Raw genomic sequence first — 14,733 nt, 5'->3', positions numbered from 1 at the left:
GTGGTCACTTGACCTGGTTGTTCCGGAAGTAGTCGACGATCTCGGACGGCAACACCGGGACCTCACGGGGCGTCGAGCCGTCGCGCAGCGACTCGGTGGCCTGGATGCCGGCGGCGACGGCGTACCACGCCCCCAGCGGAGAGGTGTCGGTCGGGGCACCGGTCCGCACGAAACGCATGAACTCACCGACGGTGAGGACGTCGGCGTCACCATGGCCATTGGCATCACCGATGATGGGGAACTGCTCGTCGCCGCCCGGGTTGTACTCGGTGCGCCGGTTCCACAACCGGATGACGCCACCCTCGCCGTCGCCGAAGTTCTCGATGCGTCCCTCGGTGCCGATGACCGTGTAGTTGCGCCAGTAGTCGGGCGTGTAATGGCACTGCTCATAGGAGGCGTACACGCCGGACTCCATGCGCATGAGCACCATCGAGAGATCCTCGACGTCGATGACCGGATTGAGCCCCTTCTGGGCCAGCGGCGGCCAGTTGTCGTGCGAGAACCAGTCACCCATGAGCTCGTCGGCGTGGGAACGACGGTCGGTCACCTGGTCGTACAGGGTGAGCTCCCCCATCGCCACGACATCGGTGGCGTGGGAGTCGGCGAGCCAGTGCATGACGTCGATGTCGTGGGCCGCCTTCTGCAGCAGCAGGCCGGTGCCGTGCTCGCGGGTGGCGTGCCAGTCCTTGAAGTAGAAGTCGCCGCCGTTGCCGACGAAGTGTCGGCACCAGATCGCCTTGACCTCGCCGATCCGTCCGGTTCGGATGAGGTCGCGCATGGAGCGCACGACGTTCATGTGCCGCATGTTGTGTCCGACGTAGAGTCGCGTCCCGGTCTGGAAGGCCGTGGTCAGCACTCGGGTCGCGGACTCGAGGGTGATCGCCAAGGGCTTCTCGAGGTAGACCGGCACGCCGGCCTCCAGGAGCGCGCAGGTGACGTCGGCGTGCGTGTCATCGGGCGAGGTGACGAAGGCGACGTCGACGCCGGCGTCGATGAGCCCCTGGACGTCCGGGACGATGGTCAGGGTGTCGGGGTCCTTGTGGAGTCGGTCCGCCACCCGCTTGCGGACCAGGTGATGGGGCTCGGCCACGGCGGTGATGCGTCCGTTGTTCTCCTCGAGCTCGGCATTGAGCGCGAGGCGGGACCGGGCTCCGACCCCGACGACGCCCACCCGGAGGGTGTCGCTGCGCGGGGCGGGGGTGGTGGTCGTCGTCATGGTGGAGTGAGGTCCTTTCTCGAGTTCTGCAGCGATGAGGTCGGTGTGAGTGATGTCCACGGCAGTGGGATCGGGTACCTCGAGCAGGCGCCCGACGGCGGCATGGAGCGCCATCGCCAGGGCGCCGGTGACCGAGGCCGACCAGCCGAGGGTCGAGATGTCGGTGGGTAGCGCCGGCGCGCCGTCGGGGCGTCCGTTGACCAGTCGGGCGATGACCTGGCGAATGGCGGCACGCGAACGCGGCGTCGGGCCGGTGATGACGATGAGTTCGGGATCGATGACGGCAGCGGCGGTCCCGATCGCCACCGCCGCCTGCTCCACCCACTCCTGCGTCGGCGCGTCCATCCGGTCGAGTGGACGACCCAGGACGTCGCTGAGCTCGCCGGCATTCCACTGCCGACCGTGGTGCACGGCGCCCCCGAGCACCAGACCCGTGTTGAAACCGCGCGTCATCTGCACCAGCAGGAGGTCGCTGTCAGGGCGCAGGGATCGATCCTGGCGTCGGGTCGCGAACTCGCCGTAGGCGGCCATGTTGATGTCGTTGTCGACGAGCACAGGGGCACCGAGCCGCGCGGACAGGTCCTCCGCCAGAGCCAGGCCCACCCACTGCGGGACGAGATCACAGCGCTGGATGAGGCCATCGCCGTCGACGACACCCGTTGTCGAGACGCCGATCTGGATGAGGGGTCCACGACTGGGAGCCCACCGAGCCACGAGATCCTCGATGACGGAGACGACCTCGTCGAGCCGTTCCGTTCGCCGCTCGTGGCGCACCGGGTGAGCCTGCGCCTGCAGCACCTCACCGTGGACGGTGGCCACGGTGACGAGCATCGTCGACACGAGCACGTCCGCTGCGACGACGATGCCGGACTGGCGAGCAGGCAGCCAGCACGCCGCCGGACGCCCCACCCCGGACTCGGGAAGCGATTCCGAGCGTCGAACGAGCCCGCGCCTCTCGAGATCCCCGAGCAACGACATGACCGTCGGTCGGGACAGGCCGGTGGCCGCGACAAGATCACGGGCGGTCCGGGGCTCTGGTGCCGCGGCACGGATGGCAGCAAGAACTGCATCCGCCCTGGCCCTCCTGGCGTCGTGGTCGTCCGGCGTCATCGCCTGCTCCTGTCATCGCGGTAACACAGTGGTTACAAAGACCCTTTTCGAAAGGGGTCTTCACATGAACAGGAACACTTTCGGCCCGCGATGGGCAGGATGTCAAGACCTTCGGTCGATACGCCCAGTCCATGGACGGGACGGACACTCACCACTGGACACACCTTGACGACAGCCCACAAGTAGGTCAGCCCACAAGCCGCCGAGACAGGACCCTCCCATCCCTCCCGTCCAGGATGCGAAGCGCGCGGACGGCCGAACCGGTCAGATTCGCGCCGAACCCTTGCGCACCGACAGCCGGCGTGCCATCATGAAGCCATTCGCACTTATTCCCGAATCATATGCAATTTTGTGCAGACTCACCGGAGAGGATGTCAACCATGGCGCAGCATCAGCCCTTCGTCCGCTCGCCTTTCCTGATCATCAACCCGAAGGCGTACCTGGGCTCGGCCGACACCTTGCGGCTCGCTCGTCTCGCCGACGAACTCGCTCCTGAGTTCGACGTGGACGTGGTCTTCACGGCGCAACATGTCGACCTCCGCCTCATTGCCGAGACCACCAGGCATCTGGCCGTGACGGCACAGCACATGGACCCGATCGTCAAGGGTCGCGGAATGGGTCACATCCTTCCCGACTCCCTCGTCGAAGCTGGAGCGAGAGGCGTGGTCCTCAACCATGCAGAGCATCCGCTGACCATCGCGGAGCTGGACGCGAACATCCGTCGCGCCAGGGAGGTGGGCCTCGCCACCATCGTCTGCGCTGACACAGACGCCCAGTGCCGCGCCATCGCGACGATGGGACCCGACATCATGATTTGCGAGCCCACAGCGCTCATCGGAACAGGAACCATGGATGCGGGCGACTACATCGGTAGGACGACGCGGATCGTCAAGGACGTCGACCCGCACATCATGGTCATCCAGGGCGCTGGTGTCACGACCGGCGCAGACATCACGCGCGTCCTCGGCCAAGGCGCCGATGGCTCAGGCGGCACCAGCGGCATTGTCAACCACCCGGATTGGCGACACATCCTCACCGACATGTTCACGGCAATCGCCAACCATAGGGCGTCCCACTCCACCCCCCGCCCCTGACCGAAAGGACTCCACGATGCTCATCGGACTGCGCGAAGCACTGTCCTATGCCGACCAGCACAACTCGGCCATCGCTGCCGTCAACACACCGTTCTTCGAAGCTCTTACCGCGACAATTCGCGTAGGCGAGCGGACGGGGCTTCCCATCATTCTCCAGTGCGCCCAGGTCCACGAGAACATCACTCCGCTGGACGAGATCGGACCTGCCATGGTCGCACTCGCGACACGCTCTGAGGGCAAGTTCGTCCTCCACATCGACCACGGGGATGACATCGACTATATCCGCCGAGGACTGGACATCGGCTTCAATTCGTGCATGATTGACGCCTCACGTCGTCCATACGACGAGAACGTCAAGATCACGCGCGAGGTCGTCGAGATGGCCCATGCCCGCGACATCGCAGTCGAAGGTGAAATCGGGGTCATGACCGGGAACGAGAACGGGGACCCCTCCCAAGGCATCGCAGACGAAACCCTTTACACTGACGCCGCAATGGCAACGACCTTCGTCGAGGCCACCGGAGTCGACTGCCTCGCAGCCTCGTTCGGAACCGTGCACGGCGTCTACCGCCGGAAGCCCCATCTCAACTATGAGCTCATCAGCCAACTCCGTGAGCAAACTGGAGTTCCCATCGTCATGCATGGGGGCTCCGGTCTCAGTGACGATGAGTACAAGGAATGCATCCGGCATGGAGTGCGGAAGATCAACTACTACACGTACGCCGCGAAGGCGGCATATGATGCCGCTGCTCCACTCATCGACGACGAGAGCTCCATCCTCTTCTCCAACTTGGCCGTGGCAGCTCAACGGGGCGTCGAAGCGGATGTTTCCCACTTTGTGAGTGTCCTCGCCACACCCACTATCTGATCAAGGATTGATCATGACTGTCTTCCACCACACCATCGAACTCGAGTCCCACGGTGGAACCCCGAGCTTCATCAACGTGACGTCGCAGGTGCGTGAGGCCATCGCACGATCGCACATTACGAATGGCATCGTGGCCGTGATGTCACCTCACACGACGTGTTCAATCTACTATGACGAATACGCCCACGACGAGCTGCCCGACGGAACGGACTTTCTTCAGGCCGATCTCAATGACACGTTGGCCAGGATTGCCCCAGACCAGACTGAGCTTCCCCCTGCCGGCGCTTATCGGTATCCGGGAGAGAAGCATTTCCAAGAGGTCGAGACATGGCCCGATGCCGCCGTGTACCTTCCTGATGGAGATCGCACGCAGCTCCTCAATGCCGACGCACACCTGAAAGCAAGTGTCGTCGGTTCAAGTCAAGTCTTCCCTCTCATCGATGGAGAGCTGGGATTCGGTGTAACTGGATACATTTTCTTCACCGATTGGGACCGATCTCGTGCACGCAAGAGAACGTGTCGAGTCACGATCATCGGAGATTGACCGAAGTCGCCACACGATAAGAACTGGAAAACGTCACTCAAGTCAGCCGAAGCGACTCCCGCACAAGTCAGAAAGGATGACCCACCGCCAGCCGCTTGGTTCCCACGATCACCCACACCCGGCACTTAGGGAACCCAGACGCAAACCCCAACGAACAGAGGAGTTCACATGGGCAACAACCCACTGATGCATGGCATCACCTGGTTCGCTCAACACTTCATTGGCCTCTTCAATGAATCCGCCAAGTCATTCACGAGCTTGGTCACGGGAATCCTCCCGCTGCTCATGGTCATGTTGACAGCCATGTACGCAATCACTACATGGATTGGCGAGGAGCGCGTGACCCGAGCCATCCAACGCGCTGGCCGGTACACGGTCACTCGGTACACTATCATGCCTTTCTTGGCGATGCTACTGCTGACCAACCCCATGGCATACACCTTCGGACGATTCCTGCCAGAGCGCTACAAGCCGGCGTTCTATGACTCGGCCGTTTCGATGTGTCATCCGATCACGGCACTGTTCCCGCATGCCAACGCCGGCGAGATATTCGTATGGATGGGGGTAGCGGCAGGCGTCCAGAAGATCGCTCCGGACAAATATGCCACGCTTGCAATCCTATATTTCCTCGTCGGACTGGTCGTCATCTTCTTCCGTGGACTCGCGACTCAATGGATGACGAACATCCTCATCAAGCGAGGCGGGCACGTCGAGACGTTCGCTCGTTATGACGCTGCCTACCAGGCCGGTAACCTCCAGGGGGTGGCAGAATGAGCTACACGTCCATCAAGGTTTCCAAGGGATCGAGCGGCTGGGGAAATGGACTCGTCCTGACACCGACCGAAGATCGCCACATCGTGCTGTCCGTCACAGGAGGTGGGATTCATCCAGTTGCCGCGAAGATGGCCGAACTCAGCGGCGCCGAAGCGGTGGATGGATTCAGCAACACCATCCCGGACGAGCAGGTCATGGCCGTCGTCATCAACTGCGGTGGGACCGCTCGGGTCGGCATCTATCCAAAGAAGGGACTGCCAACCGTCGACATCTTTCCAGGCGGTCCAACAGGTCCACTCGCGAAATACATCAAGCCGGACATCTTCGTGTCGGATGTCAGCCCCGAACGGATCACCATCGCCGACCCAGCGGCAGCTGGAGCCCAAGCGGCGAGCGATACCTCGACGACCATGCCCACCGAAACTCCACCCACGCCGAAGACCGTGAGCCAGCAGCAGGCCGAAAAGGGCGGCTTCATGGGGTTCGTCGTCAAGTTTGGTAACGGCATCGGCTACTTCATCAACTCGCTGCTGTCATCTGGCCGTCAGGCATTGGAAATCATCCTCCAGACGGTGATTCCATTCATGGCGTACGTTGCCCTGTTGATTGGCATCGTCAACTACACGGGCATCTCGAAGTGGCTGGCGAAGACCGTGACACCGCTGGCGAGCAACCCGTTGGGCCTCCTTCTTCTGGGCTTCATCGTCGCGATCCCGCTATTGTCGCCAATTCTTGGTCCGGGTGCTGCGATCGCTCAGGTGATCGGGGTCCTCATGGGTACCCAGATCGGTCAGGGCGCATTGCCCGTGCAGTACGCCCTTCCCACCCTCTTCGCCATCGATGGCCAGGTCGGATGTGACTTCGTCCCGGTGGGGCTCTCGCTCGGCGAGGCAAAGCCAGAGACGGTGTCCGTCGGCGTGTCAGCGGTTCTCTTCACCCGGCTCGTCACGTCCCCCTTGGCGGTTGCCCTCGCCTACCTGGCCTCGTTCCTGCTCGTGTGACCCACTCCCTGGGGGAGCCCTCTGGCTTCAGCGGCTCCCCCGCCCATCCCCCAACACCCACTCAAGGACCCCCTTCAGGCAGGGGTCCCGTCGGAAGAAGGCACTCCCGACGACCCAACGCTTAGGAGATCTCGTGACCAACATCGTATGGAGCGCCGAGGTGACTGCCATCGGTGCCGACTCGACGGACATGCTCGAGGGGGGCGTCATCATCCTCTTCGGCGAGCCAGTACCGAGCGAACTGGCCGACTACAGCATCGTCCACAGGAGTGCGACCGCTCTCACACGAGACGTCGCAGAAGGCGACACGTTCGCGTTGGGACAGCAGACATTTCGTATCGATGAAGTCGGATCCCGTGCCAATGACAACCTTTCCGAGCTCGGTCACTTCGTGCTGTACGTCAATCAGCCTGATCAACCGTTGTTGCCGGGCGCAGTCAAAGCGACTGGCGATCACCCCGTTGCCCCACCGGTCGGCAGCCGCGTGACTATCACTGGAGCCTGACCCATGCCACGCGATTGGCTCTTCGCCCTGCTTCTTTTCGTCGGAATGTCACTCGGCGCATGGTTCACGATCCAGCAACAACGCGCCTACCAGAAGGAACTCAATCGCGTGTTGAGGACATCCGCCGGAGACGAACTCATGATGGTCTCGGGGCGTGGGCGATCCTTCAAGGGCGGCGCAATCGCCATTCTTGTCGTGAATGTAGCCACCGGACGCATTGTGCGTGCGTCTGCCATGTCCGGACTGACTGTGTTCGCCCGCTTTCACGACATGCCCGAACTCGTCGGGCCCATGGACGATGCCACAGGTCGTGTGAAGCGCAAGCGACTAAGGGATGCTATCTCGATGGCACTGGCTCAGGTGAAACTGCCGCCGTCAAGCGAACTACCCCACGCGATGTCAATGACCATGGCATCAACATCCAATGTCATCACAGCTTCGAGTGCTCGACGCGTCGTGCATCGTCACCCCAGGTATGTGAGCGGAGCCGACCTCGTGCGGCCAGCCCCGTAGCGCGTCTCAATTCCCCACAATTTGGAAAGGACAATCTGAAATGAGTTACACCAAAGGTCTCCTCGAGCGCCAAGCCAAGTTGGGCCGTCCTGTCTATGTCGGCGTCGTCGGCGCAGGTCAGATGGGCTCGGGACTCGTGGCCTCCATCGAGAAGGCACCTGGTCTGAGCGTCGTCGCGGTCGCGGACATCTTCATCGAGAAGGCCACTGCGGCGCTCAAGAATGCCGGCCGAGATGATGTCGTCGAGGCAGGGGACGACCTCGAGCTTGCGATCGCGTCGATGCAGGATGGGAAGGCCGTGGCGATCCGCGATGGCCTCTCCATGCCCAAGCTCCCCGTCGACATCGTGGTGGAGGTCTCAGGTGTCCCTGAGATCGCTGCCCAAATTGCGTACACCTGCATCACCCACCAGAAGGATGTCGCGCTGATGACGGTCGAGGCGGACATCACCGTCGGCCCGCTCCTGTCCAGCTTGGCAAATGCCGGCGACACCGTCTACACCGTCTGCCGCGGGGACGAGCCCGTCGAGGCACTCAAGTTGGTCGAGTATGCCGAGGACCTCGGCCTCAAGGTCATTTGCGCCGGCAAGGGCAAGAACAACGTCAACATCATCCATTCGGTGCCCGAGGACAACGAGGCGGAAGCCGCCCGCAAGAAGATGAGCCCGCGCATGCTGACGGAGTTCACTGATGGTACGAAGACTCAGCTCGAGATGGCGGCCCTTTCGAATGCCACCAATCTTCCAGTTGAGGTTGACGGCATGCATGGCCAGCAGATCAATGTCAAGGAACTCGCCACGAAGCTTGTCCCCGTGGAAGACGGTGGGATCCTCTCCATGGAGAAGGGTGCCGTCGTCGAGTACGTCACTGGAGATGTCGCGCCTGGCGTGTTCTGCATCGTGAAGTCCGAATCGGACGTCATCACGCACGAACTCGACTACCTGAAGCTGGGCCACGGGCCTTACTACCTGTTCTACCGCCCGTGGCACATCGCCTCCATCGAGGCACATCTGTCGATCGGCGAGGCGGTCCTCAACCGGAAGGCTGACTTCCAGTCGCACTACAACTGCACGGAGGTGGTCGGGCGCGCGAAGTTCGATCTTGAACCGGAAACCGTGCTCGAGGGCATGGGCGGTCATCACTTCTACGGGTGGTCGATCCCGGCCGAGAAGGCTCGAGAGCTGCGCGCAGTTCCGATCGGCCTGCTGCAGCACAGCAAGCTCAAGACGGCCAAGAAGCAGGACGAGATCATCACCTACGACGACCTTGAGATCGATGAGACCCGTCCGATCGTCGCGATGCGTCGCCTCCAGGATTCCCTCATTGCCTCTGGCGTGATCGGCAAGTAGTAGCTGGTATCTGAGACAAGTCTGGGTCCGAGCCGCGGCTCGGACCCAGACTTTGTTCGTGACTGTGGATCACGGTACAACGGTCCAAGGCAAACACTGCGATCGAGAACTGGGGGGACGGTGCCACCCAAACGGGATCAACGCACACTGATCGCCGCGGCCAGGCTCTACTACGTCGAGGGGCTGGACCAAGGTGCTGTGGCCACGCGACTTGGAGTGTCCCGGTCCAGCGTGTCACGCATGCTGGCCACTGCGCGCGCAGAGGGCTTGGTACAAGTCAGGATCGTCGGGGACGACCACGCGGAGCGAAACAGGGACATCGAGGCGGAGTTGATGCGACGATTCGGGCTCCGCGAAGTCCTTGTCGCTCAGGCCACGAACAGTGCGGAGGGCTCGCGAGGAGTAGCGATGCTCGCGGCCGAGGTGTTCATGCGCCGAGCCCCGAGTGCCTCGCGGATCGGCTTCAGCTGGGGCCTGACGATTGGAGCCCTCATCGACGCCATACCAACCGAACCCATGCGAACTGACACGCGCGTCACCCCCTTGGTGGGTGGAATGCCGACCTTGGACACCGGCCTGGAAGGCAATTCGTACATACAACTGCTCGCGGAGAAGATCCAAGCGATACCCGAAAGATTCGATGCACCCGCAATCGTCGAATCGCCCCAGACGTACGCGGCGATGATGTCAGAATCCACCATCAAGGCGACACTGGCACGCGTCAAGGCGTCCGAGTTGGCTTTCGTGGGGATCGGTTCCTTCGGCGTACACACCTCACGCCAAGTGCTCGCTGCCATGAAACTCAATGACGACGAGATGGCCCAGGTGTTGGCGAGTTCCCCGGTCGGTGACGTCCTCGGACGCTACTTCGACGTGCACGGCACCCCGCTGGGGCCGCCTGCCTCTGATCGGGTCATAGGCATCACCATAGAGGACCTACGAGCCATCGACTGCACGGTGGCCGTCGCCTCGTCGCGGGAAAAGGCCCGCGGCGCGCTTGGCGCGCTCCGCACCGGGGCGATCGACATCTTGGTTGTCGACGAAGCGCTGGCGGCAGGAGTCCTCACACTCGCGTGACCGCTACGTGTCGACCGAACATGCGCGACAGCGATCAGCCCTTCACCGCCCCGGCCGCCAACCCGGCCTGCCAGTACTTCTGGAGGACGAGGAAGAGGACGATGAGCGGCAGGACGCCGAGCAGGGCACCCATCATGACCGCACCCTTCTGCGGGGCGAAGTAGCTCATCATCCCGTACAGACCCAGCGTCACCGGCTTGATCTGCGGGGAGTTGACCATCATGAGGGGAAGCAGGAAGTTGTTCCACGTCGCCACGAAGATGAAGAGGAAGATCGTCACCATCGCCGGGGCGAGCAGACGCAGCACCATGGTGAAGAACACCCGCGCCTCCGAGGCGCCGTCGATCCTCGCGGCCTCGAGCAGTTCGGTGGGCACCGACGCCTGGGCGAAGACCTTGCCGAGGAACACACCGAAGGGCGAGACGCAGGACGGGATGAGGATGGCCCACATCGTGTTGGTGAGGCCCGCATGATTGAAGACGATGTACAGCGGGATGGTGAGCAGGGCCACCGGCATGAGCAGTCCGCCCATGATGGTGCCCTCCATGACCGCGGCCCCGGGGAACCGGAACTTGCCCAGGGCGTACCCGGCCGAGACCGACACGAGGGTCCCGACGGCCCCGGCGACGCACGAGTAGATGACCGAGTTGAGCACCCAACGCCAGAAGAACCCCTGGGTCCAGTCCATGAGCTTGGCGTAGTTCTCGGCGAACCTCAGGTGGCCGAACCAGAACCCCGGCGTCGACACGAGGTCGGCATTCGACTTCGACGACGAGATGACGACCCAGGCGATCGGCAGCAGGAAGTACAGCAGGCAGAAGACGAGGATGATGACGGCGATCGTCTTGGCCACTCCCGACGGGGCCAGGGAGGACGGCGGATCATCGGGACCGGCCTGCTGGTGACGGCGTCGAGCACTCATCGGGCGATCCTCCTCTGGGCGAGGGCGTAGATGACGGCGAGCACCCCGGCGATGAGCGCCATGCAGATGGAGATGGCCGAGGCCGGGCCGTCACCCGAGGGGCTGAGGGAGCCCATCATCGAGTTGTAGGCCATCGACATGGGCATGTAGTCCTTGCCCATCCAGGAATTGACCGAGGCCATGACGGTCGGCTCGTTGAACAGCTGGATGGTGCCGATGATCGACAACAGAACGGCCAGCAGGGCGGCCGAGCCGACGAGCGGCACCTTGACCTGGGTGACGACCTTCCACTCGCTGGCACCGTCGATCCGCGCGGCCTCGTACAGTTCACGCGGGATGGCCTGGAGTGCCGCCAGGAAGATGAGCATGTTGTAGCCGGTGTAGGTCCACGTCGTCATGTTGGCCATCGAGGCGAGCATCATCGAGTGGCCCATGAAGTCCACGTGGATGCCCACCCCGGCCAGAGCCCGGACGATCGGTGAGATCTCGGGGGTGTAGAGGTACAGCCACACCATGGCCGCGACGACCCCGGGGATGGCGTACGGCAGGAAGAACCCCAGCCGGAAGACCGTGACGTGGCGCACCAGCCACGAGTCGAGGACGAGCGCCAGGGCCAGGGCCGCGACGATCATCACCGGGATCTGGAAGAGGCCGTATCCGACGACCCTGGCGATCCCGGTCCAGAAGTGCGGGTTGTTGACGACCTCGGCGTAGTTGTGGAGGCCGACGAAGGTGTCACGCAACTCGCCGCCGCCGTACAACCCTCCCCCGACGCTCACCTGCTGGTAGAAGGACTGCCGGATCGAGACGATGATCGGCACGAGGAAGACGACCGCGAAGAGCACGGCGAAGGGAGCCATGAAGGCCCAACCGGCCACCGCCTCGTGACGCCTGTTCGAGTGCCCCCTCCGGCGACTCCTGGCGGGAGCCGTCACCGGGGCGGTGGTGCGGTCGGACATCGGGTATCGCTTCCTCGCGGATCGGGTGGACGACGGGGTCAGCCCTCGACGGGCAGGCCACCGTCCTTGAGGGCCTTGATGGAGCCGTCCTGGGCTGCGGCGAAGATGTCGGCCACCTTGCCCTTGCCCTCGCCGACGGCACCGGCGGCCTTGACGACTCCGTCATCGATCGACGGGAAGAACGGGATGTAGGTGAAGTCGGCCGACAGGTTCTTGTTGGCCTGACCCAGCTCCGCGAAGACGTCCTGGCCGCCGTAGAAGGCCTTGAGGGCGTCCGGGGTCTTCATGGAATCGGTCGTGGCGGCCACGACGAGACCCTGGGAGACGAGGTCGGAGACCTGGGTGTTGAACCAGTCGTTGAACTGCATGGCCTGGTCAGCGTACTTGCAGCCCTTGAGGACGGCCACACCCGATCCACCGTCAGGTCCGGTGACCTGTCCCTTGCCGTAGTCGGGCAGCTGGGCGACGGCCCACTGGCCGGCATTCTTCGTGCCCTTCATGGTGTCGGAGAGCAACGGGGCCTCCCACGCGGCACCGATGGTGCCGATGAGCTTCTGGTCGTTGAGGGCCTTGCCGAAGGCGTCGCCCCAGCGCTCGGCCACGAGCGTCGTCTTGTCGTCGAGCATCGACTGCCAGAAATCGGCCACCGTCTTCGAGGCCGCCGAGTTGGCGTCGACCTTCCACTTGCCCCCGTCGTTGCTGTACCACTTGGCACCCGCAGCAGCGGCCTGGGCCGACATGAACATGAGGCCCTCGTCCGGCTCGAAGGCCGAGATGTACTTGCCCTTGGCCGCGGCCTTCTTCGCGGCGGCCTTGAACTCGTCGAGGTTCTTGGGGGCCTGGATGCCCAGCTTCGCGAACTCGGCCTTGTTGTAGTAGTAGACCATGGGGCCGGTGTCCTGGGGCAGGCCGATCGTCTTGCCACCGACGGTCATCGCGGCGAAGGCGCCCGCCGAGAAGTGGTCCTTGTACTTGGCAGCCTGGGCGGTGACGTCCTCGGTGAACCCCTTGGCGAACATCGTCGGGGCCTCGGAGTAGCCGACCTGGGCCAGGCAGGGAGCCTTCCCGGCCTGGACGTCCTTCTCGAGCTTGGTGATGAGCTCGCTGGCCTTGCCGTCGAACTTCGTCGTCCTGACCTGTATGTCCGGGTGGGCGGAGTTCCACTTCTTGACGATGTCGGCCACCTTGACCATGCCGTCGCCGTCGGGCAGGCGGTGGACGTATTCGATCGTCACCGGGCCCGCCGCCGACGACGCTCCGGCCGACCCCGACGTCGAGGCCTGACCCGATCCCGAGCCGGCTCCTCCGCAGGCGCCCAGCATGAGCGCACCGGCGACGACGCCGACGGCACAGGCCGCCGTACGGTTCCTACGTGTTGGCATGTCGACCACTCTTCCTTGAGTCTTCATGGATCCTCGGGGCCTTGTCGCCCCGGGGTCTGTGCCGTCTGGCAACGGCGCGATGTACACGTGTACATCAACCAGTGACCACACTCTAACACATTCCCCTGACAGCCTGATCCGCCCCCGGGGGTCCATCCTCATGGGACCGCTCACGACGAGCCGGGGCCCCGGACCGACGTCCGCGGGGCCCCTGAGCACTCCTCTGCGCTCAGCCGACGAGCTCGCGAACCTCCTCGAAGGCGCCGATGGCCCGGTCGAGCTGCTCGCGGGTGAGGGCCGCCGACATCTGGGTGCGGATGCGCGCCCTGCCCCGCGGCACCACCGGGAAGCTGAAGGCCCGCACGTAGATGCCCCGCTCGAGCATGGCGTCGGCCATCTTCGCGGCCTTGACGGCGTCACCCACCATGACCGGCACGATGGGATGGTCGGACTCGGGGATGTCGAACCCGCGTCGAGTCATCTCGGAACGGAAGTAGGCGGTGTTCTCGGCGAGCCTGGAGATGAGGTCGCTCGAGGAGCGCAGCATCTCGAGGGTGGCCAGGGTCGCGCCGGCGATGGAGGGCGCCAGGGAGTTGCTGAAGAGGTACGGCCGGGAGTTCTGCCGCAGATACTCGACGACCTCCTTGTGGGCACAGGTGTAGCCACCGGAGGCCCCGCCGAGGGCCTTGCCCAGTGTGCCGGTGAGCAGGTCGACGCGACCACGCACGTCCCACTTCTCCGGCGTCCCGGCGCCATGGGCACCGACGAACCCGACGGCGTGGGAGTCGTCGACCATGACCATGGCGCCGTACCTCTCCGCCAGCTCGCAGATCTGCGGCAGCGGGGCGACGAATCCGTCCATGGAGAAGACGCCGTCGGTCGCGATGACCTTGTACCGGCAGTCCGCCGCGGCCTGGAGCTGGGCCTCGAGGTCGGCCATGTCCTGGTTGCGGTAGCGGAACCGACGTGCCTTCGACAGCCGGACGCCGTCGATGATCGAGGCGTGGTTGAGCTCGTCGGAGATGATGGCGTCCTCCTCCTTGAAGAGGACCTCGAAGAGCCCTCCGTTCGCGTCGAAGCAGGAGGAGTAGAGGATGGTGTCCCACTCGTCCGGGTCATCGGGGTGGAGGAACTCGGTGATGGCCCGTTCCAGCCTCTGGTGCAGGGTCTGGGTGCCACAGATGAAGCGCACCGAGGCCATGCCGAAGCCCCACTCGTCGAGGGCCTTCTTGGCGGCCTCGATGAGTACCGGCGAGTCGGCCAGGCCCAGATAGTTGTTGGCGCACAGGTTGATGACCTGGCGTCCGTCGACGACGCCGATGACCGACGACTGGGGGCTGGTGAGCGCCGCCTCGGCCTTGTAGAGGCCCTGGTTCCGCAGGTCGTCGAGACGGGCCTCGAGATCGTCCTTCATGGATCC

14 protein-coding genes are annotated in these 14,733 nt (G+C 63.8%); 9 read left to right on the top strand and 5 right to left on the bottom strand.

What is annotated here, in order from left to right:
* Positions 1–4: 4 nt before the first annotated feature.
* Positions 5–2,326, bottom strand: coding sequence for an ROK family protein (locus E0E30_RS01400; protein WP_130864769.1), 2,322 nt, complete (start codon positions 2,324–2,326; stop codon positions 5–7).
* Positions 2,327–2,706: 380 nt separating this feature from the next.
* Here E0E30_RS01400 and E0E30_RS01395 point away from each other — a divergent pair, with 380 nt between their 5' ends.
* From E0E30_RS01395 to E0E30_RS01355, 9 genes are all read left to right on the top strand, one after another.
* A complete protein-coding gene (locus E0E30_RS01395; protein ID WP_130864768.1) occupies positions 2,707–3,420 on the top strand; it encodes a triose-phosphate isomerase in 714 nt (237 codons plus the stop codon).
* A 16-nt stretch (positions 3,421–3,436) separates the two neighbouring features.
* Positions 3,437–4,288, top strand: coding sequence for a class II fructose-bisphosphate aldolase (locus E0E30_RS01390; protein ID WP_130864767.1), 852 nt, complete (start codon positions 3,437–3,439; stop codon positions 4,286–4,288).
* Between the two features lie 13 nt (positions 4,289–4,301).
* On the top strand, positions 4,302–4,832 hold the full coding sequence (locus E0E30_RS01385; RefSeq protein WP_130864766.1) for a YjbQ family protein: 531 nt from the start codon (positions 4,302–4,304) through the stop codon (positions 4,830–4,832).
* A gap of 168 nt (positions 4,833–5,000) precedes the next feature.
* Positions 5,001–5,606 carry a PTS glucitol/sorbitol transporter subunit IIC gene (srlA, locus tag E0E30_RS01380; protein WP_210115749.1) on the top strand — a complete coding sequence of 202 codons (606 nt, stop codon included), beginning with the start codon at positions 5,001–5,003 and terminating at the stop codon, positions 5,604–5,606.
* The gene (gene srlE / locus E0E30_RS01375) at positions 5,603–6,607 is read left to right on the top strand and encodes a PTS glucitol/sorbitol transporter subunit IIB (RefSeq protein WP_130864765.1); all 1,005 of its coding nucleotides are present in this window, start codon (positions 5,603–5,605) and stop codon (positions 6,605–6,607) included. The genes srlA and srlE overlap by 4 nt, the downstream gene beginning before the upstream one ends.
* Positions 6,608–6,740: 133 nt before the next feature.
* Positions 6,741–7,112: a PTS glucitol/sorbitol transporter subunit IIA gene (locus E0E30_RS01370; RefSeq protein ID WP_130864764.1), complete on the top strand. Its 372-nt coding sequence runs from the start codon at positions 6,741–6,743 to the stop codon at positions 7,110–7,112.
* A gap of 3 nt (positions 7,113–7,115) precedes the next feature.
* Positions 7,116–7,625 (top strand): transcriptional regulator GutM, encoded by a 510-nt coding sequence (locus E0E30_RS01365; protein ID WP_130864763.1) that lies wholly within the window; start codon positions 7,116–7,118, stop codon positions 7,623–7,625.
* A gap of 40 nt (positions 7,626–7,665) precedes the next feature.
* Entirely contained in the window at positions 7,666–8,973 is a 1,308-nt protein-coding gene (locus E0E30_RS01360; protein ID WP_130864762.1) for an NAD(P)H-dependent oxidoreductase, read from the top strand.
* 120 nt (positions 8,974–9,093) lie between these two features.
* The gene (locus E0E30_RS01355; RefSeq protein ID WP_280953243.1) at positions 9,094–10,050 is read left to right on the top strand and encodes a sugar-binding transcriptional regulator; all 957 of its coding nucleotides are present in this window, start codon (positions 9,094–9,096) and stop codon (positions 10,048–10,050) included.
* A 34-nt stretch (positions 10,051–10,084) separates the two neighbouring features.
* Here the strand turns inward: E0E30_RS01355 and E0E30_RS01350 are convergent, their stop codons facing one another.
* The 4 genes from E0E30_RS01350 to E0E30_RS01335 form a co-directional block, all read right to left on the bottom strand.
* Positions 10,085–10,972, bottom strand: coding sequence for an ABC transporter permease subunit (locus E0E30_RS01350; protein WP_130864760.1), 888 nt, complete (start codon positions 10,970–10,972; stop codon positions 10,085–10,087).
* Positions 10,969–11,832 carry a carbohydrate ABC transporter permease gene (locus E0E30_RS01345; protein ID WP_245306625.1) on the bottom strand — a complete coding sequence of 288 codons (864 nt, stop codon included), beginning with the start codon at positions 11,830–11,832 and terminating at the stop codon, positions 10,969–10,971. The genes E0E30_RS01350 and E0E30_RS01345 overlap by 4 nt, the downstream gene beginning before the upstream one ends.
* A gap of 137 nt (positions 11,833–11,969) precedes the next feature.
* Entirely contained in the window at positions 11,970–13,313 is a 1,344-nt protein-coding gene (locus E0E30_RS01340; RefSeq protein WP_130864758.1) for an ABC transporter substrate-binding protein, read from the bottom strand.
* A 229-nt stretch (positions 13,314–13,542) separates the two neighbouring features.
* Positions 13,543–14,727, bottom strand: a complete 1,185-nt coding sequence (locus tag E0E30_RS01335) for a glycine C-acetyltransferase (RefSeq protein ID WP_130866667.1) — start codon at positions 14,725–14,727, stop codon at positions 13,543–13,545.
* Between the last annotated feature and the right edge of the window lie 6 nt (positions 14,728–14,733).

This window comes from Acidipropionibacterium timonense (assembly GCF_900605005.1).
GTDB lineage: Bacteria > Actinomycetota > Actinomycetes > Propionibacteriales > Propionibacteriaceae > Cutibacterium > Cutibacterium timonense.
Note: the sequence above shows the minus strand (reverse complement) of the source record. Positions and strands in the feature narration are given on the sequence as shown.